The sequence below is a fragment of the Pseudovibrio sp. Tun.PSC04-5.I4 genome, from assembly GCF_900104145.1.
Classification (GTDB): domain Bacteria; phylum Pseudomonadota; class Alphaproteobacteria; order Rhizobiales; family Stappiaceae; genus Pseudovibrio.
The window spans coordinates 1708806-1731879 of the sequence record NZ_FNLB01000006.1; the positions used below are offsets into that span (position 1 = coordinate 1708806).

Annotated in this window: 31 protein-coding genes; 2 read left to right on the forward strand and 29 right to left on the reverse strand. The window is 51.5% G+C overall.

All coding sequences use genetic code 11. From position 1 onward, the window contains the following. Positions 1-300: 300 nt before the first annotated feature. The 19 genes from BLS62_RS12935 to BLS62_RS13025 form a co-directional block, all read right to left on the reverse strand. Entirely contained in the window at positions 301-1488 is a 1188-nt protein-coding gene (locus BLS62_RS12935) for a phage head morphogenesis protein (protein ID WP_093181401.1), read from the reverse strand. Beyond that, the gene (locus tag BLS62_RS12940) at positions 1488-3023 is read right to left on the reverse strand and encodes a DUF935 domain-containing protein (protein ID WP_093181402.1); all 1536 of its coding nucleotides are present in this window, start codon (positions 3021-3023) and stop codon (positions 1488-1490) included. Before BLS62_RS12940 ends, BLS62_RS12935 begins: the two co-directional genes overlap by 1 nt. After that, on the reverse strand, positions 3023-4576 hold the full coding sequence (locus BLS62_RS12945) for a hypothetical protein (RefSeq protein ID WP_244283639.1): 1554 nt from the start codon (positions 4574-4576) through the stop codon (positions 3023-3025). Before BLS62_RS12945 ends, BLS62_RS12940 begins: the two co-directional genes overlap by 1 nt. A 134-nt stretch (positions 4577-4710) precedes the next feature. Then, positions 4711-5286, reverse strand: coding sequence for a DUF3486 family protein (locus tag BLS62_RS12950; RefSeq protein ID WP_093181404.1), 576 nt, complete (start codon positions 5284-5286; stop codon positions 4711-4713). A gap of 3 nt (positions 5287-5289) precedes the next feature. Continuing rightward, the gene (locus tag BLS62_RS12955; RefSeq protein ID WP_200798513.1) at positions 5290-5589 is read right to left on the reverse strand and encodes a VpaChn25_0724 family phage protein; all 300 of its coding nucleotides are present in this window, start codon (positions 5587-5589) and stop codon (positions 5290-5292) included. Then, entirely contained in the window at positions 5589-5918 is a 330-nt protein-coding gene (locus tag BLS62_RS12960) for a DUF2730 family protein (RefSeq protein WP_159436536.1), read from the reverse strand. Before BLS62_RS12960 ends, BLS62_RS12955 begins: the two co-directional genes overlap by 1 nt. Then, positions 5915-6124, reverse strand: coding sequence for a TraR/DksA C4-type zinc finger protein (locus BLS62_RS12965; RefSeq protein WP_093181408.1), 210 nt, complete (start codon positions 6122-6124; stop codon positions 5915-5917). Before BLS62_RS12965 ends, BLS62_RS12960 begins: the two co-directional genes overlap by 4 nt. A 129-nt stretch (positions 6125-6253) precedes the next feature. Further along, the gene (locus tag BLS62_RS12970) at positions 6254-6502 is read right to left on the reverse strand and encodes a hypothetical protein (RefSeq protein WP_093181409.1); all 249 of its coding nucleotides are present in this window, start codon (positions 6500-6502) and stop codon (positions 6254-6256) included. Beyond that, complete coding sequence (locus BLS62_RS12975) at positions 6499-7719, reverse strand: N-acetylmuramidase domain-containing protein (RefSeq protein ID WP_159436537.1); 1221 nt, start codon at positions 7717-7719, stop codon at positions 6499-6501. The genes BLS62_RS12970 and BLS62_RS12975 overlap by 4 nt, the downstream gene beginning before the upstream one ends. A gap of 91 nt (positions 7720-7810) precedes the next feature. Next, complete coding sequence (locus BLS62_RS12980; protein WP_093181411.1) at positions 7811-8215, reverse strand: helix-turn-helix domain-containing protein; 405 nt, start codon at positions 8213-8215, stop codon at positions 7811-7813. Continuing rightward, positions 8215-8853 (reverse strand): regulatory protein GemA, encoded by a 639-nt coding sequence (locus BLS62_RS12985; protein WP_159436538.1) that lies wholly within the window; start codon positions 8851-8853, stop codon positions 8215-8217. Before BLS62_RS12985 ends, BLS62_RS12980 begins: the two co-directional genes overlap by 1 nt. A gap of 10 nt (positions 8854-8863) precedes the next feature. Next, complete coding sequence (locus tag BLS62_RS12990; RefSeq protein WP_093181413.1) at positions 8864-9145, reverse strand: hypothetical protein; 282 nt, start codon at positions 9143-9145, stop codon at positions 8864-8866. Continuing rightward, positions 9145-9381, reverse strand: a complete 237-nt coding sequence (locus tag BLS62_RS12995; protein WP_093181414.1) for a hypothetical protein — start codon at positions 9379-9381, stop codon at positions 9145-9147. The genes BLS62_RS12990 and BLS62_RS12995 overlap by 1 nt, the downstream gene beginning before the upstream one ends. 11 nt (positions 9382-9392) lie before the next feature. Further along, a complete protein-coding gene (locus BLS62_RS13000; protein WP_093181415.1) occupies positions 9393-10013 on the reverse strand; it encodes a DUF3164 family protein in 621 nt (206 codons plus the stop codon). Positions 10014-10032: 19 nt separating this feature from the next. After that, positions 10033-10275, reverse strand: coding sequence for a hypothetical protein (locus BLS62_RS13005; RefSeq protein ID WP_093181416.1), 243 nt, complete (start codon positions 10273-10275; stop codon positions 10033-10035). Further along, entirely contained in the window at positions 10272-11270 is a 999-nt protein-coding gene (locus tag BLS62_RS13010) for an AAA family ATPase (RefSeq protein WP_093188872.1), read from the reverse strand. Before BLS62_RS13010 ends, BLS62_RS13005 begins: the two co-directional genes overlap by 4 nt. Before the next feature lie 72 nt (positions 11271-11342). Continuing rightward, positions 11343-13283: a transposase domain-containing protein gene (locus tag BLS62_RS13015; protein WP_093181417.1), complete on the reverse strand. Its 1941-nt coding sequence runs from the start codon at positions 13281-13283 to the stop codon at positions 11343-11345. A gap of 2 nt (positions 13284-13285) precedes the next feature. Further along, on the reverse strand, positions 13286-13777 hold the full coding sequence (locus BLS62_RS13020; protein WP_200798514.1) for a hypothetical protein: 492 nt from the start codon (positions 13775-13777) through the stop codon (positions 13286-13288). 4 nt (positions 13778-13781) lie between these two features. Then, positions 13782-14612, reverse strand: a complete 831-nt coding sequence (locus BLS62_RS13025; protein WP_159436539.1) for a ParB/RepB/Spo0J family partition protein — start codon at positions 14610-14612, stop codon at positions 13782-13784. 128 nt (positions 14613-14740) lie between these two features. Here BLS62_RS13025 and BLS62_RS13030 point away from each other — a divergent pair, with 128 nt between their 5' ends. Further along, positions 14741-14959 carry a hypothetical protein gene (locus BLS62_RS13030; RefSeq protein WP_093181419.1) on the forward strand — a complete coding sequence of 73 codons (219 nt, stop codon included), beginning with the start codon at positions 14741-14743 and terminating at the stop codon, positions 14957-14959. Here BLS62_RS13030 and BLS62_RS13035 read toward each other — a convergent pair. From BLS62_RS13035 to BLS62_RS13050, 4 genes are read right to left on the reverse strand one after another with little or no spacing between them, the layout of a single operon-like run. Next, complete coding sequence (locus tag BLS62_RS13035; RefSeq protein WP_093181420.1) at positions 14948-15367, reverse strand: hypothetical protein; 420 nt, start codon at positions 15365-15367, stop codon at positions 14948-14950. The two genes, BLS62_RS13030 and BLS62_RS13035, sit on opposite strands and share 12 nt — an antisense overlap. A 14-nt stretch (positions 15368-15381) precedes the next feature. Then, positions 15382-15735, reverse strand: coding sequence for a hypothetical protein (locus BLS62_RS13040; protein ID WP_093181427.1), 354 nt, complete (start codon positions 15733-15735; stop codon positions 15382-15384). After that, positions 15735-16037 carry a hypothetical protein gene (locus tag BLS62_RS13045; RefSeq protein WP_093181429.1) on the reverse strand — a complete coding sequence of 101 codons (303 nt, stop codon included), beginning with the start codon at positions 16035-16037 and terminating at the stop codon, positions 15735-15737. The genes BLS62_RS13040 and BLS62_RS13045 overlap by 1 nt, the downstream gene beginning before the upstream one ends. Further along, complete coding sequence (locus BLS62_RS13050) at positions 16034-16360, reverse strand: helix-turn-helix domain-containing protein (RefSeq protein WP_093181431.1); 327 nt, start codon at positions 16358-16360, stop codon at positions 16034-16036. The genes BLS62_RS13045 and BLS62_RS13050 overlap by 4 nt, the downstream gene beginning before the upstream one ends. 151 nt (positions 16361-16511) lie before the next feature. Between BLS62_RS13050 and BLS62_RS13055 the strand changes: the two genes are divergently transcribed. Continuing rightward, positions 16512-17018, forward strand: a complete 507-nt coding sequence (locus BLS62_RS13055) for a helix-turn-helix domain-containing protein (protein ID WP_093181433.1) — start codon at positions 16512-16514, stop codon at positions 17016-17018. 35 nt (positions 17019-17053) lie between these two features. Here the strand turns inward: BLS62_RS13055 and BLS62_RS13060 are convergent, their stop codons facing one another. The 6 genes from BLS62_RS13060 to mce form a co-directional block, all read right to left on the reverse strand. Then, positions 17054-17269, reverse strand: a complete 216-nt coding sequence (locus tag BLS62_RS13060) for a hypothetical protein (protein WP_093181435.1) — start codon at positions 17267-17269, stop codon at positions 17054-17056. Positions 17270-17882: 613 nt separating this feature from the next. Next, on the reverse strand, positions 17883-18614 hold the full coding sequence (locus BLS62_RS13065) for an ABC transporter ATP-binding protein (protein ID WP_208991162.1): 732 nt from the start codon (positions 18612-18614) through the stop codon (positions 17883-17885). Next, positions 18614-19900 carry a lipoprotein-releasing ABC transporter permease subunit gene (locus tag BLS62_RS13070; protein ID WP_244283585.1) on the reverse strand — a complete coding sequence of 429 codons (1287 nt, stop codon included), beginning with the start codon at positions 19898-19900 and terminating at the stop codon, positions 18614-18616. Before BLS62_RS13070 ends, BLS62_RS13065 begins: the two co-directional genes overlap by 1 nt. Positions 19901-20068: 168 nt before the next feature. Then, positions 20069-21394, reverse strand: a complete 1326-nt coding sequence (gene proS, locus BLS62_RS13075) for a proline--tRNA ligase (RefSeq protein WP_093188880.1) — start codon at positions 21392-21394, stop codon at positions 20069-20071. 718 nt (positions 21395-22112) lie between these two features. After that, the gene (locus BLS62_RS13080; protein ID WP_093181443.1) at positions 22113-22391 is read right to left on the reverse strand and encodes a DUF1467 family protein; all 279 of its coding nucleotides are present in this window, start codon (positions 22389-22391) and stop codon (positions 22113-22115) included. 159 nt (positions 22392-22550) lie between these two features. Further along, positions 22551-22955, reverse strand: coding sequence for a methylmalonyl-CoA epimerase (mce, locus tag BLS62_RS13085; protein ID WP_093181446.1), 405 nt, complete (start codon positions 22953-22955; stop codon positions 22551-22553). Positions 22956-23074: the final 119 nt, after the last annotated feature.

Consider the following 23074-nt stretch of genomic DNA (forward strand, 5'->3'; position numbering starts at 1 on the left):
CCAGCTTGCAAATTGGGCGATTAAACGCTCCTTTGTCTTATCTCACCCGACCCATCAGGTCAAAATCAATTTCGAATGGTCTTCGAACGCCGTCGAACGCACTCGAATATCGTTCATACACGATGTTACCTCAAACCCCTTTAAAACACTCCACGGCCTTCTCAGGCGTTTTGGTGTGTTGCCTGACTGTTCTTGTCAAACGCTCGCACAGCACCTATACTTAGTGTGCTGGCTGAGGCAAATGGATCGGTGCCCTCGAATGGCACGTGGGGAGGTTCGCCCCCACCGAACAGCCAGCACTCATTCTCCCCAAATCCCATGTTTAGCCTTCAATGCATCGAACCGCTTCCCTGAAGCTTGGAAGAACGTTGCAATATATAAATAACCATCGCCAGATTTCTTGAGTGCTACAGCGTGCATGGAACCATCTAGTTCTAACCAAAAACTCAATCCCTTTTGAGGGCCTCTGTCAATTGGCGTTCCTTCTTCCAAAACCCTCTGAACTTGTTCAAATTTGTTTGCTTCAATGGTCTTGTGCTTTCCAACCTTGACCGCAATGGTATCGCTGGAGACGGCCACCAGCGGCGTTTTAGCGTCCAGCTTGGAAGCAAGGCCGGGAACATAAGCTACCGGCAGATGCACCCGCTCATTCATTTTCGAATAGCTGTGAGGCGCTTTTGAACGCCACAGCTCATTGATCACTTGCTTGGGCAGGGCACTGCTGTGCTTGCCTGCATTTTCCATTTTCAGATTCAGATTGTCGATCTGGGTGCGGGCGCGGTTCTTGCCCGGATTGCCCTGCCAGCCCGGATCAATACCTTCAGGGATCTTGATGGTTTCCCCTGTGCGCGGGTTGGTCCATTCCTTCATCTCAATCTCAGGTGGATCAGACACACCGCCATTCCTGTCAGCTTCAGTTTTCGATATCTGCCTGACCCAGCACTTGCAGCGCCAGCCATTCGGGGTAAACCAGACATCCCAGAACGGGTCATCCACTGGCAGCGTGATGCCTGATTGCGCTTGGTGGTCCGGTCTATGACGCTGAGATGGTCCTAGCGAATACACAAAGTAAGGGAGCGCTGCCTTGGTGCGCTGAGCCCGTTCCCATAACCCGGCAGCTCTGGCTGATCTGGTATTGGCCCAGTAGATGGTTTTCAAGCGGCGCGGACTGCCCAGCTGAGCCTTTATCATCTTGCCGGTTTTCGGGTCCAGCATATCCTGCTTGCCCCACCAGCCCAGTTTCTCAAGGCGCGGTTCCAGATCCTTGGCCCACGCATCAAAGGGAATGCCGTTTCTCTGAGCCCGCTTAACCTCATCAAACAGGGTTGTCAGCACGTCCAATCTGGTCGCCTTGGCAACCGTAAAGCCAAAAGCATGTTCGCGCGGCGAAACATCTGCCCAATGAAAGGACGGTTTCAGCCCTTTTTTATCCAGAAAACCAGCCACCTCAGGAGAGGGCTTGGTGTCAAACTTAAACCCGGCCACCATTACCCCCGATCATCGCCAAAAGCAGCCGCTTTCGACGTGGCATCTGTGACGCGCTGCGCCAACTTGCTGTCATCCATTTTCCCGGCCAGATCGCTCAGCCCGTCCAGAAACGCCTCATAGGTTCCAGCTGAATTGGCAAGCTTGCGAACCGGATCTAAAAGGCCAGACATTTGCGATTGCCAATCGGCAAGCTCATCCTGACCAACATCGTCAAAAGGATCTGCTGCAACTGAGGGCTCTCTGTCCTGTTGCCGGTTGGGTGCTTTGATTTTTTCTGGTTCTGACGGCTTTTGAACACCCAGCAGTTCAGCACCTTCATCAGGGTCATCAAACCCAATGCGTCCGCGCACCTCAGACATCTGGACTTTCAAGCCCAACGGCACCAGCTTCTCCAGAACACTTGCCATGTGTTCCAGATCTTCCGCTTCCATCACCTCAATGCGGATAGTCGGATAAGCCAGCTGCAGGCCGTAATTAAACGTGACAAACGGACGGACCACATCCCGGTTTAAGGTTGTGGCAATCTGGCGACTATCGCTGATTTGAATATCTTCGCGTACATCATTATGCACGATTGCCTGACCCAGTGATGATCCATCATCCGTGGTCATGGTCTGGCCTAAAACGTCCTTGGAAACCTGCTTATCCAGATACACCAGAAAACGTTCAAATAGGCTGTCACCACCCCGACTTGAGTTTTGGATGAACTCAATATCCATTTCTTTAGGGATGATCCCGGCAGCATCATTGGCAATGCCAATCACGGCCTGTAGCAGCTTGGCCTTATCTTCATCAGAGGCCGATTTATCAAATTTGCCTACACGCAGCGGCATGCCGAAAATCTCGTTATACGCAGCCCAGCCACGCAATGCGAAACTCTTCAGCAGGTAAGACCAGCTTGCCACCCGCGCCAGTCCTGTGCGCACTTGCAGACCCGATTTCAGTTTTGGCAAGTGGGTGATAAATTTCCCTGGTGCCAGATCTTCGCCTTCAAGCGATCCCTCTCGTTTCATCTGCAATGTTTTGCGGCGCGTTGGATGGAACATAAACAGTCTTGGATCACGCCAGATAAACTCTTTTGGCATCCACTGTGTCGATGTGGTGTCCCACAGCATTTCAATGGCTGAACTGCCTTTGCCCAATGCATCCAAAGCATCATCCAGCATGTCGATGAATTCAGGCTGCTCAACCATCCGGCGAACAGCTTCCGCAATCTCTACATCCTTGGGGCTGTCACTTGCAGCCTTGACTTGAATATTAAGGGAGGACACAGCACGCTTGCGGCTAGAGAGCACAGCTGAGTAATGGAGGTCTTGTTCTTCCATGATCTCTGCCAGCTTGTAATACTCATCGGGCTGCCCCGCTTCCGCTGCCTGCAAGATGTTCTTCAGTCGTGGCGGTGTAAGTTCTGAGGTGAACATACCGCCAAATTTGTTGGAGATGGAACGGACCATTGCAGTGCTCTCACTGCTGAGGTCTTTCTTTTCAATCTTCATGGGCTTGCCATGAATGTCAATAATGACGGGTTTTGCCATCACCACAACCCTTTCAGTTTGCCAAAGATTGACCCACGCGAGAACGTATTTGCGCTTTGAGTGTCATCGTCCTTGGGAGCTTGCATTGTGGTGCGGGCAACCGTGCTCGCACTCATGTAATCGTATTCAGCAATGTCCTGAAAACTCACCCAAAAGCCCAGAACCGAGGCAATGGCATAATCACCGTGACGGTTGTTGCCATCGGTTCCCTTGAACCGAAAATCCTGAGGCACTTTGATGATGCCATTGACAAAGGAAAGCGCCTGATGGTCTTTCACGATGTCATCATGCCTGGGCAGGATGAGGGATTTATTGGAGCCAAACGCTTCAATGTAAGCTGGCATGTTCTCGCGGTACCAGCTTTCAGAAAAGTGAACCTCCCGGATAGAGGCTCCAAATTTCTGAACCGCTTTTTCGGCCAGATAGGCCCCGTTGCCCGTGGCATCAAACGCACCACCGGCAAAACGCGGCAGATGGGAGATGATGAACTCCATTACCTTGCGCTGCTCATCAAATGGCACGTTACGCATTTCAACGGCCAGCCGTGTCTTGCGTACAAGACTTGGCTCAATGGACTTCACATCAATGGCAGAGGCATCCCCTTTGCGAGCAAAATCTTGCCCATAAACATGCTGCAAATTTTTTGGCAGCAGCTTTAAAACAGGCAGCAACTCACGTTGCAAAAACTGATCAAGACGGTCCTGACGTTTGCTGTCCGGCAGATCGCGAAAGTTGTCTTCCACCTGCCAGCGAATGTAAGGAATACCGGCTTCCATACAGGCTTCCACCTGAACACGGGACAGTGCCTGACCTTCGCTTTCAGCTGGGATGGCATCCAGTTCCTGGCGCATGGCCGCTTTGCGCGAACCATAAGCTGAACGGATCTTGTCTTCCCATTTTTGCTGCGCTTCCTCAGACCACACTTTGCCTTTGATCATACAGACCCGTTTGAACAGGCCATTTTTGACGGCAGATGCAAACGGGATGTGATGAATGGACCAGGTTGGCTTGCCCTTAGCCGCATCGGTCAGGGCTTCTCGTATCAACTCGTTAAACGCATTAAGCACACCGCTGTGAGTAGAGATAATGCGGATCTTGCCGCCCCAGATCAGGAGCGCGTTCACCGCATCAATAACGTTGCGCACATCCTTGTGGAACGCCGCCTCATCAATCACCACGATCCCTTGCAGGCCACGAATATTTTCAGGACGAGAAGACAGTGCTTCAACCCGAAAGCCAGACGCAAAACGGGCAACATAAGAACTGATCTTCTTGGTGTTGCCGTCTGCATCAACGTCTTCAAAGAAGCTTTCTTCAATACCAACCATTTCCTTCTGGACGGTTTTGGCAAAGTGGCCCACATAGCCGATGAACTCACGGCCCTTATCTTTGGTATCGCCAATGTAAAACACGTTATCGCCGCCAGCCTCTCGCGAGCTTGCGGCAATCAAAGTATCATCCAGCGCTTCAGCAAAGGTGATGCCTGTGCGCCTGCCTTTTTCCGCCAACTTCAAGTCACCGCGATCCTCCAGCCATTCCTTCTGGTGGAGCATCAAAATGCCATCGGCAAGCGGATCCAAATCCTCAGGGATCTCAGCCCCGCGTGTAAAATTGGGACTTGCCTCATTGGGATCTCGGGTGAGGATCGGCGTTCCTGCCACCCGTTCGGGATCGCTCTGTGTGCTGATCATTTGCGCAACCCCAAGAACTCACTGCGCAACTTGGCGACCTGATCAGAATTCAGACCCGCAACTTGAGCAGTCCTATCCAGAGCCTCATCAGTCTTCTTTTCAAAATCAGCTTCGATCTCTTTGCGCCGCCGCGTCGAGACCGCCTGAGCCTGCACGGAAGAGCGCAATGCACTTGCAAGCTCCATCGCGCCTTTGGGCGACAGGCCAGCTTCTCCGGCACTGGTCAGGATCTCAAACACCAGCGTCTTGATAGCCTGACTTGCCACAACGGTCACATCGTCAACCGCGCTGGCATTCATTTGACCGGCCAGTGATTTTGCAATGGACTGGCTTTCCTTCAAGCGCCGTTGCATGGTCGCAAGCTTGACCGCATGGCGGCCAAACGCACTTTTACTGATAGGTAAAATGGTAGGGTCAATGGCAATCAACTTGCCATTAAACTCTTCAAGGATTTCTTGCTGTGTTTTGTCCCGATTAGAAAGCTGCTCAGCTGCCCAATCTACAAGGTTGGATGCCTCTGGCGGCAACAGATCCAAAGAGGAAAGCCGCCCACGTCCTTTGCGTTTACTCATTTCCTACACCTCAGGACTTGGGCGTTTAATTCCTTCAAGACGCGCTCTGCGCTCCACATGGTCCCGGCCTGCACTTGTCAGTGTTGCCACCAAAACAGTGCCTGCCTGGGTCAGCTTCACAGCCTGCACATTACGTTCCATCCAACGCAACTGGTTATGGACATAGTCGCGACTTTCCGTGTGGCCGTAGTTCTCCAGCAGTGTTTGCAGGATGGATGAGTTGAGAGAGTAATCATCCTGGCTATAAAGCGCCTTCAGGATGATCAGCCGTACATCTTTGTTGATGTGTTCCTGGTAGTCCATCACGAACCTTTTTTCTGTCTTAGGTAATCATCAATGCCTTCGGTGACATGCCTGAGGGAACGAATGCTCTCATTGATGGCCTTTACCGATCCGCCCATGTCCGACATATTCAGCTCCAGCTGATGGACCTGTTCCTTACTGGGCAAGTGCTGCATTTCCCGTTCAAGGGCCTTCACACCAGCTTTGGCTTCAGAAATCTGGCCCTGCATTTCTTCAATCTTGCTGGAATTGTCGCGGGAGCGATGGGAGATAATGCTCCAGGTCGTGCCTCCCAGCGAGATAACACCCAGCACGATAGCCACCCATGTTTTTAATTCTTCCGGGCTCATCGCGTCTGTTCCAGTTCTCGTTGGCATCCAATGCAGCGCACAGCTGACTGGTTTACAGCGCGCCTGGCAGGCTCAATCTCGCCTTCACAATCAAGACAGGTGGCGCGACCAGATCCAACGCGCTGTGAATTTCGAACCGCAGCAATGCAGGCGTCACGTTCCCGCTCAGCAAGTATGTTAGCCCGGTCAACCTCATCAAAACTCATCAGCCCGTTCGCCTCCAGCCACACAGGGAGTACCCAAATTCATTGTGTTCAAGCACTTGCTGCACCATGGAATTGGAGAGAACGCCCACATCACTGCTCGCCGGATAGATGGGCTTGAACCCATCGCACTTATTTGCGGGACCAGCTGCGCAACCGGCGACGGCGGCCAGCATCAGAATGACGAGAAATATCCGCATCGATTTCATTCCTTTTTCTTAATGTGAGAAGTGAGGTTTCCATCTGCCTGTTGCGTTCGCTTTGCCTGCCAAACCCAACAGCACGCAGTAAAAGCAGGCCCACCAAAGCGGCGATAACAGCCCATTTAAGGAAGACACGGCCCAGCCTGGAGGCGACCAAAGAGGAGAAGAAAGCGATCATCCAACATGCCTCCAGCTTTTTGCATCAGACAAGCGGCGCTGCTTGATCTGGTAGGCCACATACAAAACAGCAGCCCCGCCAGCGGCGACCATCAGCCATTTGTTGGAGCCAATCAGATCCAGAACGGGCGAGAGCGCATTTTTAAGCGGCCAGATCACATCCTGAAGGCCGGAAAGCTGATCCAGTATTGAGCTGTCAGGAACCAGTTCAGCAGCCTTAGCCACACCACCAGTCGCAACCACACCGCCGCCCAGAACAGTCAACCGGTCCGCTTGTTTGACTGTCTGTGAGCCTTTGGCACGAAGATCCTTTACGCGCAGATCTTGGCGGCTGTTCGTGACTTGCTCAGAAAGCGGTACTGCGCGCTTAATCATTGCAGCTGTTTTGGGGCCAACCAGACCGTCAGGTTTAAGGCCGTGATCCACTTGGAAGGCAACAACAGCGCGGCGCGTTGCATCCCCAAAATCACCATCTGGATTGACGTGATACCCAAGATCGGAAAGGCGGAGCTGGAAGGTTTCGATGGGCTGCCCGGAAGCACCCAAACGCAGCATTCCAGCGCGTTTAGACGATCCCTCCAGCTGCAATGCATGACCAGTCAGGCTTTCATAAGCGCGGGAGACTTTACGGCTGTAATAATCGACCTGCCCAGAGCCATTATAGCGGCGCACAATCGCACGAACATCCTTGGCCCGGATATCATCGGCAAGACCGCTGTTGAGCAGGAAATCAATGAAGGCTTTATCTTGAGCTGCCTCGCTACTTGCCAGCGCAACAACAAAGTTTTTGACCGAATGATATCCGCACAGCTTGTAGTTAAAGCCCATGATTTGCGGCTTGGCGTAGGAGGCAGACAAGAGAGCGGCGGTTTCATCAACCTGCGCCATACGCTCCAGCCGGTCCCAGCGGGCATCAGACCCAGCTTTGCCAAGGCCCTTGTAATTGCCCTTGGACCACTTGCGCGTTGCCAGTCCCATGGCTGCAGCCGTGCTGCGCAGCTGGCTGGGTAGCTTGCGCCAGAAGATGTGCTTTTCGGTAAGAAGATGAATGCGGCCTTGATCATCACTGGCCGCTTCCGTGCTCTCAACAATCAGCAGAGCACGCAGCAGATTTACATCAAAGCCTTGTTCCTTTGCCACTTGGGAAATGACATCACTGCCAGCAGGACTAACCTTGCAATGACGCAGCTGCTGAACAATTGAAGACGCGGAGGACATGTACGAAGGGCCTTTGCAAACATAAGTGTGTCGTTGTTTGCAAAATGCCGCGCTGGACATAAAAAAGAGCCGGTAACATATGTTACCAGCTCTAAAATTCAAACAGATCTGCTTGCTGCGGATCTCGTATTCGCTTGGATTGCCTTAACACAGTTTGGCGATGAATGCCAAGTCTGCGTGCAATCTCATCAGCAGACACACCGTCTTCCAGTAAAGCTTTGATCTGTGTATTTCTGTCTGCTCGCTGTCCTGTTGGGCCAAGTGGAATAGAGAGATCCTTCACACCAATTTCTCTATTGCTGCCACTTGTTATACGGTAATACGCGCAGATCTTTATGGCAGCACTCTCTCCCACAGTCTCCACCAGCCAATGACCCTGTTTCGGATAGGCTGGAATGGAAACCCGGCTGCCGCCAAACTGGCGTGCAATCTCAAGGGCAGCAGGTAAACCTGCCACCTCCCGGATTTCCTGAAGAACAAGTGGGAGAGAAGCCATCAGTGAGCCTCTCGAACCAGACAAGCCCGCACTTTTGCGCCCAGTGCGTTCATCAGCTTGATCCAATCCCGGCTGTCCAGCTTATGCAGATCCGTTTCGCCAACAATGGGATAGATGATATCTGCAAAGGTGTGACTGGCAGGCAGCGCTTCACGGCTTTTCAAAAGCGCCACCTGAGCACAAAACACCTTGAACTCTGGACGGTTGTAGACTGAAGGCAGCTTTTTATCAGTGCTCCAGTCAACGCCAGCATCCCGTTTAATCCAGCCCTTCAGCGCATCAATAACCTTGGACCCATCGTCCCCATCCACCCAATTTATATGGTCAATTCCGGTCTGGCGCTTTACCCAGGAGAGCAACGCCTTGTCTGTCTTGTCCTGAACGATGCCAAGGTTCCACGCGGAAAGCCACAGCGCCACAGCCTTCTTGCCAAAAGCACCGCTGATCTGCGTGGAACCTTGCGCATCGACGCCGTGTCCTTTGGCCTTCATGTGATCCAACACCTTGTTGCATTCGATCACGGTCAGGCCCTTGGCAGAACGGCGACCAATGGAAGCCTCCAGGCAATCACGCAAGGTCTCATCATCAAGCTGAGCGGCTTTCTTTGCAGCGTAGAGGCGGTTGTGTGGAGTGCTCATCTCATATCCCCTAGATATGCTCGCCATCACGCAGGATGGCTTCTGTTTCAACCTGCGGCAGGTCTACAAATTTGATGCCTTGCTGGTTCAAATCCCCATAGCCCTCGACAAAATCTCCGTTTTCAGCGATGCCGCCTAACGCAAATTCAGCCAGCAATCCCGCATGGTCCCGAACTTCACGGAAGCTGGGATCAATCAATTCACGATACTGCTCCATGAATTCCTCTGTGAACTTGCTCTCATCGATATCTATCAAGATCGTGCTCTTCAGTTCTACTCTGTAACGAGCCATCACATCATTCTCCCTCTGGCGTGGCTCTGCATCATCTGTTCCAAATGAGCAGCTCTGATATCCTGTGGCAGGCCATTGATGAGATTGGTTGTCACCGCATAATGACCTGTACCGTCTGGACCGATCCGATAGGTCACTGAACCAGTGACCACATAACCCTGATCCGCCCAGAGGTTTTGAATGGCAGCCAGCTCGCTTTCCGCGCACTTGCGCATGTAATCCAAGGTCTGTCCCATAACGAAACCTCCTAAACAGCGGCCAGATCGAGAGAGATGGGTGTTTGCAATCCAGTCATTGGATCACGTTCATAGATCCGCAAATAAGTCTTCGATCCAGTCACCCGCATCGCATCGGCTATGGCATCCATTGCCCGCTGCCAGTCCGCATCTTCAATGCTGGAACGGCGCAAAGCTAAAACACGAGTGGTCGAAATCTTGCCTTCCTTGTCCACGTCGAAGGCATCATCCACCAGAACCTGAAGGTTCGCATTTGCGCCTTCGCTCCATTTGCTGATGCACTGATCAATGAGAGCCTTGGCTGCCTCAAGTTCTGCGCCAAAACTGATGTGTTCAGAAATAGCAACCTGAACGGCCAGTGTGCCGTCATAAGACAGCAAGGTCATGTTGCCTTTTTTGCCGCCCTTCTTCGCGCCATACTTCTCGGCAATCAGTTCACGAAACGCTTGCACATTGCCAAGCGCATCTACCTTGAACTTTGAAAGAGCCTGATTGAGGAAACGGGCAGACTCTACAATCTCCTTAACAAGAGCATCTTCTTCCTGATGCTCCATTTTGATGGTCGTCAAAGGGACAAACGCGCCCTTTGCATTTTGCCAACAACCCTGCGGGACAAGCGTTTCGTTTCTCATGAAATTAATCCTTTTCAATTCAAGCTGGAGCATCGGAGTTAGCTGGAAGCGGCATGTCGCGAATGGGAAAGAAAACAACGCCCTCAATCGGTAATTGTTGTTCCGTAACTGTTTGTTGCTCAGCTTTGGCAAGATCAATGGTGTGTTTGATCCCGGCACCAAAAGCTTCAGCACTTTGAACGGAGAACGGCTCACCATGCTTGGTGTATTCGCGAAACCAGACTTCAAGGGTCTGTAGCTGACGCACAAGAGATTGGCTCATACCTCTTCGCCCCCACGGTTGGACCAGGCAGCGCGAACGGCCTTAGCATCCACGACTCCGCCATTACCAAATGCCAGCATGTGCGCCAGGCGAACTGTTTTGGAAACCTGCCGAAGGGCTCCGGGCTTGCGCCCGATAGCGCGAAGGAGCTTGCGAGCGTCTTCATCCTCCACATTCCAGGCGTCAACAATGATATCAATGTCTTGTGCTGTAGGGCGCACCTGACGCACGCGCGTGCCGACACGAGCATTGATCTGCGCATAAGCGGCTTTGGGCTGCGCACCACCAAAACGGGTGTAAAGTTCTTCGTTGCCAATCAGAGCTATGCCGCACTCATACCGATCAAGAAAATCTCGCAGTTCATTGACTGCGTTGTCGGAAAGGTTCTGGGCCTCATCAATAATCAGCAAAGGTTTGCGGCCATTGCGCTGAACCCGTAAACCAATAGCATGTCTCAGCAGAAGCAAATTCCGCTCATTAATTCCCATGACCATACCGATCTCGCGCACCATGGCCGTTGGTGTGGATGTGGTTGGGCGCATGGTCACCAGATAAGTGTGGGCGTGCATCTCCTGATATTTGCGGGCCGTCATGGTTTTGCCCATGCCAGCGCCCAAAGTGATCACCACCATTTCCGGCATTGCTTGTGCAAACTGAAGGGCGTGCATCACCTTCTCAGATGTCGGCGTTTCCACATAGCCGAGATCTTCAGGAACCCGCATTTCCGTTTGTTCAAAGCTGCGCTGGTTATCAAGCCACTGGCTGATGGCATCCGTGGTCTTGGTATAATCCCCACGATATTTCCCAGAAAACCACTCGGAGAAAGTCGCTGCTGCAAGATCCACCTCACGGGCAAACGCAGCCTTGGAAAGCCCTTTCTTTTCAGCATACTTCTTCGCAGCTACACGCGCATCCAGCCATGCCCATTTTTGCTTCTCCGGTATCTCCGCAACCGGATCAACCAGTTCCCAGACTTGTTTATTGCGATCAGTCATGTTTAATTCCGTTTGCTTGTTGTCCGTAATGGACAGCTGTACTTTCCAAGGGGATGCCTGCAACGCATCCCCTTATTCATTTGCCCCACTCTGGAAGGGCACAACGCGGTTACTCGAATTACTCATGGCCGCCACAGCACGGCCAAAACTGTCTGCTGCATCCTCATCCCACGCAGGCCCTTGCGGCACAGGTCGGTCCTGACCCACTGCCAAGCGCACAACCTGTTGTTCTGGGATAGCTTCCTGCTCTGTTTCAATTTTCGGTAAAAGATCCGCCACCTCATCAATGCCCAAAGTGACCTCAAGGTTCCTGGCTTCTCGCATGGTCTTCATGTAGGTGCGGCGATTGCGAGTATGATCACGCGCTGCATTGGTGTCGTTAAAGCCAACCGCCTCAATGCACTCAGCTGCACACACAAACGAGCCATCCAGCCGATAAACAAAAATCCCGTCATGCAGATTGTCTGGATCAAACCGCACAATCATCTTGGCCCCGGCAAACTCATTCATCTGAGGGGACCAGTATCTATTTCCATTGAGATGAATTTCACATGATGGCTTACGGGATCTGACGCCTTCAGCAGCCATCAGCCACAACCGACGCTGTGCTTCACTGGCTTTTCGAATGATCGTCGATGGGTCTTCGAGAGATGCCCGGAACGTCTGCTCGAATGAGCGCCCCGCACACACAGCAGCCCTGCGACCTTCACGGCTGTTGTGGCGCACAATCTGCTCAGCCACATGCTGCTCAAACTCGGCAATCGGGATCGCCTTGGAACCGTAGTTCTCAGGCTTTGCCATCGGGTTGTTGCCCGTATAAGCCCCAGCGCATTTTGGGTGTTTGGCAACTTCCTCACAAAGATCACGGAACGCCCGTTCAATCGGCTTGGACTGCCCGGAATACGGCGTGGTCCAGTGAACTTTCACACCCAACGTTTCCAAAATACCAGCTGGATCTTCGTCTTTGATCTTGAACCTGAAACGGGTTTTCATCCGCCCTGTGATCCATTTGGAGGCAAAGCTGCGCCCGTTATCCAGATACATGCTGTCTGGAATGCCAAAGCTCTCCACCATGTCACCAATGGCAAGGCGCACCGCGTCTTTGTTCTCAGAGCGCCCAATGCGATAGGACAGCATCTTGCCGGAATAGAGATCCTGAAGCGTCAGCATCAGCGGGCGGCCAATGGTGCCATCCTCCCATTTCACAAACACATCAAACTTATGCCCATCCGCATTCGTTGCCTGCATGGCATGGAACACAGAACGATCACGGGTCTGCGCCGGATAGAGCTGTTTGGCTGCATCCATGCCTTGCCGTGCAAGCACAATCGCGCCCGCTGGCACATCCCGCTCAATGCGCCGTTTCAGCGTCTTGGAGCTTGGAATAGGCGTCCAGCCATGATGGGCAGCGGCCTCGCTCATACGCCGGTAGCACGCGGCAAATCCGGGCTTTTCAGGGCGCAGATAATCTGCCTTCAGCAATTCATAAGCGCGTGGGTCACAATCCACGGTCTGGGTGCGGCCCGGATGTTTGGGAGCCAGCACCGCCAGCCAATTGTCCCGCGCAACACCGTGTGTAAGCTTCTCCCAGTTCCATAAGGTTGAACTGCTCACACCCGTTTCCATGGAAACAAAAGCCACCGCATGGGTTTTGCTCATGCCGCCTCTGTGCATGGCATCCACTTGCGCCACCACATGCAGCCGGTCTGCTGCTATCTGCTTTTTCTTCTGTGAAAGGCGGTCATAGTTCTGCCAGGCATCACTGGTGGCGGCCCCTTTTTCTTCAATCTTCAAAGTACCAGCCTGCGCCAGCAACTTGGTTTGCACATTGGCAGGCAACAGGCTCACATGGTATTCAAATCCACCACCTTGCGCCTCCCGTTCCCGGCAGCGCTCGCCATGATTGCGCCAGCCTTCACGGTCTATCAGGGTATTCAGTCCACGCTCGGTATTGGGCCAATCAGAGACCAGCACTCCTGCCAGTTCTGATACATCGAACCATTCTTTCAACATACCTATCGTCTCCCTCGAACGCGCACAGGTTTGGATTTTAGATCTTTCAAAAACTGCTGTTTCTCGCGAATTTGTTGTTCCACAAATCCAACTTGTGCTAGGCGGGCTTCTTCCCCTTCCATCAGGGTCAGGCCGTCATCTTCCACCACCCGTTGCCACAGCCAGTTGCAACCTGTTGCCTTCACAAACGCTTTGAAACGTAACAGGCTGATCTGGTGGGTCTCGCTGCTTTCGCTGGTGTATTTGTCCAGCATCGCCTTGCTGAATTTGGGTTGCCCCAAAATGGCTCCCATGCGAGCCGAGACGTCCTCACGGCTAAGGCTGCATTCCTTCAAAGCCTGAGACATGTCCCGCTTCAACCGGTAGGAGAAATCCATGCACTCGATGTCAGTTCTGGGCGTGTGCACCGGAAACAAGGCCTGCGCGGGCTGACCGTTTGCGGCAAACATGTCCGTCTGCCGGTCATCACGATATTGTTTGCGTCCTCTTGCCATGACGCTAGTCCTTCACCTTGGCATCAAGCACAACATCAGAAGCTTCCAGCCCCAACTCACCCAGAAACTGGCGGCGGCGCTTGCGGCCCAGCCGGTTCCAGCTGGCAAGCAATGTGCGGAAAGCCTTTTCCTCTTCACTCACCGGGGCCATGCTGCTCTTCATGCTCAGCAACACTTCCGCCTGAGAGACCTTCTGCGCGGTTCCATCAGCAATCACACCCAGGATTGCCCGTTGCGCTGCCGGTTCTTTTTTTGCCAGCGCCTCCAGTTCCTTGCCACTCTCAGAAAGGCCAGTCTCACGCACCAGCTCAATCACATCAGGCGCAAGTCTGGAGATGATGGAAACAGCCCGTTGTATGGAGCGTTCAGAAAGCCCTGTTTTCTCAGCAGCGGCTTTGGAGAAGCGCCAAGTCGCCAAGTTGGCGACTTGCCTCCCGCCTGTGTGTTGATTGCCATGATCTCCGCCATGTTTGGCGTCCGGGTACATCTCTTCATGCACTTCTTTGCGGGCAGTTAAAAAGATAGCTCGATCCAGCGGGTTCAACTCGCGCCGCATCAGGTTCTCGTCAATCTCAATCAGTCGCGCTTGCAAATCACTGGCTTCAACAAGAGAAACCGGAATTTCATCCCAACCCAGCTTGGCAGCAGCAGCCAGACGGTGCGCACCCGCCACCAATTCAATCTGTTTAGAGCGTCCGCGTTTAACCTCACGAACAACAATTGGTTCCTTCAGGCCAAGCTCAACAAGCGAGCTGGCAAGAACCTCAATCCAATCCTGATGCACAGGCCGCAGCCGCTCAGGAACAACAATGTCTTTTAAGGGCAAGTGAGACATATCAAACCGCATTTAATTCTAGGAATTTCGGGGGAAGCTCCGCTGTCCAACGAAGGGGGTGAGGACAGCGAAGCCAATTTCTCCTAAACTCAAAGATGCAAACCAAACGAGTCACAGGAGAAAGTTGAATGATGCAAATACTTCCAACAGATGAGCGCGTGGCCCTGATGAGAATGGCAACTGATATCGTTGCTGCTTCCATTTCAAAGAACGCTGACATCGCGAATGCGAACTCAGATTCTGCTGAAAAGAAAATCAAATCGCTCTATAAGCAGATGGTTGAGCTCGTCGTTGATGAAAAGCCTCACCTCATTAACGACGCAGAGGAAGCAGAGTTAGCCGATTAAGTCTCTTGTACTCCTGCCAGTTTTGTGAGTAAGCCCGGCACAGGCCAACAGCAGAATGTCCTGCATATTTGAAGCTCCATAGCCCAAATTGTGCAGCACATTCACCACCTCTGCGGTAGCTTCTAATCGCTTGGAAAGGCGGATGGGCTCTTTTTCTTTAGGGCTTGTTTCGCCCTTCTGAGTATCTTTCTGGTTCAGGCCAAGAAACTCTTCGCGCATCTTCCCAACCTGCTCAGTATTCAGGCCCGTTACAGATGCCTCTTGCTTCTCAGGCCCACCAGTAATGGCACAAATCCGCTGCCACTGGTCAGGGCTCACCTTGTGCGTTTCGGTGCTTCCGTAACTGCCATCCATCTTCCTAAGTCTCATGGTCAGCTTGGCATTTTTTAGATGTGTATTATCAGCCATCTCAGTCCCTCCTATCACTTTGGCATTGGTGGCTTAATTGCAGATTCCATGTGTGTCTTGGCTTCAGCCTTCGCCTTCGCTTTGGCCTCTGCTTTTGCTTTGGCCGCTGCCTTCGCTTTTGCGTCCAGCGCTTCAAGCTTTTCCCGTGCGTCTTCAATGGTCATGCGGTCGCCCACATTCGCTTTAACCGTGGCTGCAAACATCAGCACACACACGCAGAACCCTGCCCATTGCATTGCAACGTTTCCGGCAAGCAAACCGGGACCAAACAGAGCGGAAAGAACCACGAAGATCACAGCAAGTTGCTTGGGAACCGGCGGCTTTCGAGATTGTGAAGAGTCAATGATCGTAATTCTGATATCAGTCATCACGAAGCCCCTCCCATCGCAGCAGTCTTACGCGGCTCAACAGCGGTAACACCGGGGTGAATAGTTATCTTCATCACCTGCCATGCACGGGCATGGGCGGGTTGGTTCTTATTGAAGAACAGTGCCCACTGGTCAGCATCCGCTTCCCGTGTGAACAGGTTGGCATCCTCAAGCTTCACACTGGTTTTGGCGATTATGTGAAAGCTTCCATCGGCAAATCTGGGTTTGTCCCAATCACCAACGAAATAGATGAAACCAGGTTGCAGGCTGTACTGGCGTAGCACATAGGCGCTCGTACTCATGCCGCTGCCTCACATGTCAAATCTGGTGTGACGTTTTGACGTTGAGCCAAAATCCGCTGTGTGCGATAGTTTTCCAAGGGTTGAGGGCTCAGTCGCTCGCCTGTAGAAGCGTCATACCGGCTAGGCCAGATATTTAGGGGAGAAAGCCCGAGAACTTTAGCCAATGCCTGTTCACCACGAGGATGAGGCTGGCGTGCAGTATTAACAGCGGTGCCCTTGGGAAGGGTGTAAGTACGATCCACAAAAGCGTAGGATCGGCCTGCCTTTCTTAAGAGAAACAGGATCTCGGCAGAATCCATGTCATCTTCTCTGGTGTGCGTCATAAATGCCTCGTAATTCACGGCAATCAAAAGGGTGGAGCCTTGCGATTGTCTTTTTTGAAGCAACAGCTTCTAGTTAAGTACAAGAAGGACATTAGGTCAGATTTCTGTCACTTAGAATAGTTAATGTGACGTTTTTCTGTCTATTTAATCTATGGCGCGCAAAGCAACATCAAAAACTAAGTTAGGTCAAAGACTTATAGAAATTCGCGGCGATGAAAATCGCGGTGAATATTGTGCGCGACTAGGTATCAATGACCGCACATACAGAGATTATGAGAGTGGCAAGAGCCTGCCTAATAGCGATACTTTAAAACTGATTTCCAACGTACATGATGTCAGCCTCAACTGGCTCATCCTCGGCGAAGGACCAATGCGCCTAAATGAACAAGACGCACCCAAAGCCGCTGCAATTGAAAAGGAATTCTTTGCCCGTGTGCTGGAAACCACACGCAAAGCCTACGCTGAATCAAGCGTGCGCATCTCGGATGTAGATCTTGGGCGGTTGGCTGCGGAAAAATATGAAGAGTATATAGTGCTGGCGCATGAGCCTGATGATGAAGAAGAGCGCCTCGCACTCATGGCATTGCTCAAACGCCGCCTCATCAAAGACCTGATGCAAGCCCACACTGACCAGGCAACAAGCAAACGCCGGGCTTAAAATTGGTGATCACCGCTATTCTCGCATACCTCGCCCTACGGGAAGGCACTATCCGCGCGTAGGTATTCATTACGTGCAACCTGCAATTGTCCACCAGAAATCACCAGCACACATATCTCAAGTTGCAGATCAATAGGGATGCTTCGAAGCTTTTTCGAACGATCTTCGAACGCCACCAGATTTTGTGATTCTGGTGAGCCTTCACCACTCCGCCCGCAAAACCCAATTTGCAGCCAAATACCCGATTTCACCAAAAATCCTCAGAATTCGTTCCAAGTTCTAAAATGGCAAAAGCAGAGTTATCCGCAGAACTCCGCCAGAAACAGAACTTGGAAGCCAGTTCCTACTTCTCCGATACCGATTCACTTGATACAAGGGGAAAGAGGCTAATCGCCAGCGCTCAAAATCGGCAGCTTTCTGCGGCTTCGAAGGGTCTTCGAAAGGTCAACGGCTAAAACTCCAGCAACCCTTCGAACTCCAGATTCAAGTGTCCATCTGGCAATTCACTCTAAAAACAAGTGTCCATCAAGCCCTTCAAAATAGACACAGTTCAACACCCAAAACCACCCAACAAACCGCAGAACTCCCCCACTTAACCCGTCTATCTTCGTCTAATCCCGGACATACCCGTCTACTCCAGGTTCAAGTGTCTCCCTACATCGGAGAAATCATCTGCTTGCAGATACTCAAATTCACAGGCAGAACCAACCACTTGCGCAGTGCAGAAGCGTTAATGGCAAAATTACAGTTGATTTAGGAGGGGAAGTTAGGTGGTCTCAAACCGCGTGGAACGCGCATTCCTAACGGAGAACAAACTGGCAAATGTAAAAATGCCAGCGACTCAATCGCTGGCATTGAAGTGTTTTATGGTAGCTCGACGACTTTGCCATCTCGCAAGGTTATTCGCCTATCCATTTGTTTGGCAATCTCCAAATTATGAGTCGCTAGCATAGCTGCAAAACCGGATGCACGAACCAGAGCAGTCAATGCCTCAAACACATATTGAGACGTTTTGGGATCCAGATTGCCGGTTGGTTCATCCGCCAGCAAAAGCCGAGGAGCGTTAGCGACTGCCCGGGCAATAGCAACCCGCTGCTGCTCACCACCGGAGAGCTCAGAAGGGCGATGGCTCTCCCTCTCCGCAAGACGCATATAGGAGAGCAACTGCCGTGCCCGTTCTTCCGCATCTTTGCGCTTGAGACCGCAAATCATCTGCGGCAACGCAATGTTTTCCAGCGCTGTAAATTCAGGCAGCAACTGGTGGAATTGATAGACAAAGCCTACATCCGTACGACGAATAGACGTCCGGGCATCATCATTGAGAGTGGAACAAGCCCGCCCGTCAATCATGATCTCACCCTCCTGTGGCCGCTCAAGAAGGCCAGCCAAATGCATTAGCGTGGACTTACCAGCACCAGAAGGAGCAACAAGTGCAACCATCTCACCTTCATAAAGGTTCAGATCAGCACCCTTCAGGATTTCTAGCTTGCTGTCACCTTCAACATAACTTCGGGAAACACCCTGCAAACTCAAAACAGGGACACGTTCCTCATTCTGCTTAGAGACACCCACATCAGATTTCGTTGACTTTTTCATCATTCGTAGCGCAATGCCTCAACAGGATCGAGCCGGGCTGCGCGCCAGGCAGGGTAAATCGTTGCCAACAAGCTTAAAACCAGAGCCATAACAACAACAGTCGTCGTCTCATTTGGGTCCATCTCGGCTGGAAGTTTAGAGAGGAAATAGAGCTCCGGAGAAAACAGCTCAGTGGCCGTTAACCAGGAGATCCCCTGACGAATACTTTCAATGTTCCAACACACCACAGTGCCCAGAATAAATCCGGCAAGCGTGCCAATGGTTCCGATGCTGGCACCAGTGATAATAAAAATCCGCATGACAGCGCCTCTTGTCGCACCCATGGTACGCAGCACGGCAATATCACGTCCCTTATCTTTCACCAGCATGGTCATGCCAGAGATAATGTTGAGTGCAGCCACAAGCACGATCAACGTCAGAATAATAAACATCACATTCCGCTCAACTTCCAATGCGGAGAAGAACGTCATATTACGTTGACGCCAATCGGAGACATAAACAGGACGCCCTGCCTCTTCCTCAATCAGCGGACGCAAGGGCCCAACAGCATCCGGATCATCGGCATAAACTTCGATACCGGTCGCAAGCCCTTCTTTGTTGAAGTAAAGCTGCGCCTCTTCAAACGGCATAAAGGCAATCGTGCCATCATACTCGCTCATACCAATCTGGAAGATTGCGGAAACAGGATAACCCTTCACACGAGGGGTCATGCCCATTGGCGTTATGCTACCGCGCGGTGTAATCACACGCACCGTATCACCAACAGTCACGCCAAGCTGACGCGCGAGGCGAGAGCCAATCGCGATCCCATCGCCCTTATCAAAGCCATCCAGCGTACCAAGCAGCACGTTACCGGAAACCAACTTGAGCTTATCCAGGTCCGTTTTGCGAACGCCGCGAAACAGCGCACCAAGGTCAGCACTAGGGCCGGAAATCATGGCCTGCCCTTCAACGAAAGGCATAGCAAAATCGACACCATCAATACCAGCAAGCCGAAGCGTGGTATTGTCGTAATCATTCAAGGGGCTATCAATAGGCTGCACTAGCACATGACCATTGATACCGAGGATTTTTGTAAGAAGCTCAGTGCGGAATCCGTTCATCACCGCCATAACAATGATGAGTGTTGCAACGCCCAGAGTGATCCCCAAGAAGGAAAGACCAGCAATAATAGAAATAAATGTTTCTTTGCGTCTGGAACGTAAATACCGCCCTGCCAGCATCCACTCAAAGGGTGCAAACCACCGGGTCTTACCGGGATGAGCCGCCTGAATCGCTGCCGTCATACTAGACAATTCTCCGTTTCCGCCTGCCCGCTCAAAGTGCCACCTATGCATATAGGAAGGCTAAGTGGACTGCGCCATACATGCTGAGTAAAAATCCGGCAACCCACAGGCCGCCGAATCCAGTATCTACCCATGGAATCTAGAGGATACCCCTAAACTCCACTTATATCAGCCCTTTAAGGCAGAAATCAGTTTATGAACAGCCGCTTCCGGGCTCAACATTTCACGATCACCCGTTGCGCGGTCTTTCACCTCAACTTCACCAGTCTTCAGCCCACGCGGACCAACAACAAGCTGATAGGGCAAACCGATCAGGTCCATGCTCGCGAATTTAGAGCCAGCACTGGTTTTGCGGTCATCGTAAAGCACTTCAACGCCAACTTTTTCCAGCTCAGCGTAAAGACTTTCACAAACCTCATCACACTCAGAACCCACCTTCATATTGATAATACCAACATGGAACGGTGCAACTTCTTTCGGCCAGATAATGCCGTTTTCGTCATGGCACGCTTCAATGATAGCGCCCAGCAAACGAGACACGCCAATGCCGTAAGAGCCCATATGAACAGGCGTTTCCTTACCTTCAGCTGTCATCACCTTCGCGCCCATTGGCTCGGAATATTTCGTACCGAAGTAGAAAATGTGACCAACTTCAATACCGCGCGCAGAGATTTTTTTGTCTTCTGCAACAGCATTGAACGCTGCCTCATCATGCATTTCGTCAGTTGCCGCATAAGGCGTGGTCCATTGATCAATAATGCCGGACAGATCACCGTTAAAGTCAACGTCTTCAGCCGGAATTGGAAGCTCAAGAATGTCCTTATCAAGGAACACTTCACTCTCGCCGGTAGAGGCCAGCACGATAAACTCGTGAGACAGATCGCCGCCGATTGGACCTGTATCAGCCTTCATTGGAATCGCGGTCAGGCCCATGCGCGAGAATGTACGCAAGTAAGCCACAAACATACGGCGGTACGCTTCAGTCGCGCTCTCTTTATCCAGATCGAAGGAATAGGCATCCTTCATCAGGAATTCACGGCCACGCATAATGCCGAACCGAGGGCGAACTTCATCACGGAACTTCCACTGCACGTGGTAGAGGTTCAGCGGCAAATCTTTGTAAGAGCGGACAGAACTACGGAAGATGTCAGTGATCATCTCCTCGTTGGTTGGGCCAAACAACATCTCACGCTCATGGCGATCTTCAATGCGCAGCATCTCTTTGCCATACGCATCATAACGCCCGCTTTCACGCCACAAATCAGCGGACTGAATTGTAGGCATCAGCAGCTGGACAGCACCAGAGCGGTTCTGTTCTTCCTCAACAATCTGCTGGATCTTGTTCAACACACGAAGGCCGAGCGGCAGCCATGCATAAATCCCGGCGGACTGCTGACGGACCATGCCAGCACGCAGCATCAAGCGGTGCGATACGATCTCGGCTTCTTTCGGTGTTTCCTTCAAGATAGGCAGGAAAAATCGGGACAAACGCATAAGTTCTAACTCTTCAGTTTTTAAGACTACGAAGTTGGAGGCAAGCGAAACCAAACCCCCACTACTTTTATATGCCTTCTTATCAAGAGGAATGCCTGTTGTAACTGTCAACATGGCTATATGCCAATTTTCTAAGGCATATTTCCCCATGCACGCTGTGCAGAACCTTCCTCACAGCCTTCCGTACACAGAAAATCTGAAATATTGCCGCTAAAATTTTAGGCAAGCAAAAATATGAGGCGAATTGATACAAATTGATGACAAGCTCACATCATTACGCTAGTGTCCCCTCAACAACAAAAACAACACCTTTAAGCGGTGTTGCAAGGTATCGCGATCTTTAGTCTTGGGAGGAAGGTTCTCGGGCGCCCGTTTGGTTGCTGCCGGCACTCTACGCAAGTGCTAAGGGAACGTTTAGACGCGGAACTCGTATTTATAGCAAGGCTTCGGCCTTGCTTTTTTTTCGCCAAATCCCGCCATTTCCTGTGTGAAGCTGACCTGATAATTTGCCGAACCAGGCCCATGGTTTTACCGGGTTGGATCTTCCATTTCTATCATTCAGTAAAGAAAGCTGAACTCGAGAATGCTCCAAAGTAAAAAAACGATTACCAAGAATCGCTTTGCTTAAAATTATGCACGTTCAAAAGACAGCCCCTGTTTTGCATCACACAAGTAATAGCCGTTAAGCAAATGCTCCAAAACAGATTCCTCAGAGGAGCTAGGAAGGCGCATTTCCCATCAGCTGATCAACCAGTGGAAACAACGCATTGCCCAAACCGGATTCCATGAAGACGTAGAAAGCGACAAATACGATTGTAGTGACAACCGTATTGATGATCACCTTCTTCAACATCATCGGGTGTTTGGGTGCACTTTCCGTTGTACCGGGAACAACATGCCCCTCTTCCGCCTGTGTCCGTACGCCAAAGGGCAAAATGGCCAGAAACAGAATCCACCACATCATAAAATAGATGGCGATTAAAAGTGGCGTGGCCATTAGCACAACTCCTGTGGCTTCTTTTACTTTTTTGCGGTTCGTCGCTTTCGCTCTTCTAGCACAAAGCCACCAGTAGAATACAGGTTAATACCTAGGTCACTCCAGCAAAAATCAAAGGAATTCGTTCGTTTTTGCTGGAAAAATAAGGAGATGGAGATCTTAGGCCTGTTCCAGCTCGGTCAACGTTCCAAGGAAATCTTTTGGATGCAGGAACAACACCAGCTTGCCATGTGCGCCAATTTTCGGCACGCCATCACCAAGAATGCGGGCGCCATTGGCAACCAGCTGATCTCGCGCAGCAATAATGTCATCAACTTCATAACAGATGTGATGAATGCCGCCCTGCGTGTTCCGTTCCAGAAACTTGGAAATCGGTGAATTTTCGCCAAGCGGTTCCAGCAATTCAATCTTTGTATTCGGCAGATCAATGAAAATTGTCGAAACACCATGATCCGGCTGAGCAACTTTTTCGGAGGCAATCCCGCCAAGAGTATCGCGGTAAACCTTCAGGCCCTCATCCATATCCAGCACAGCAATTGCAACGTGGTTTAAGCGTCCAATCATGACGTATCCTCCCAAAATAAGTTAGCAGCTAAGGAACAGGTTTACCCTGCAATGTCTATAGGATCAAAGGTCAAAGGCCGCAGACGATCCTCTCATCTGCGGCCTTTAAAACGTATCAA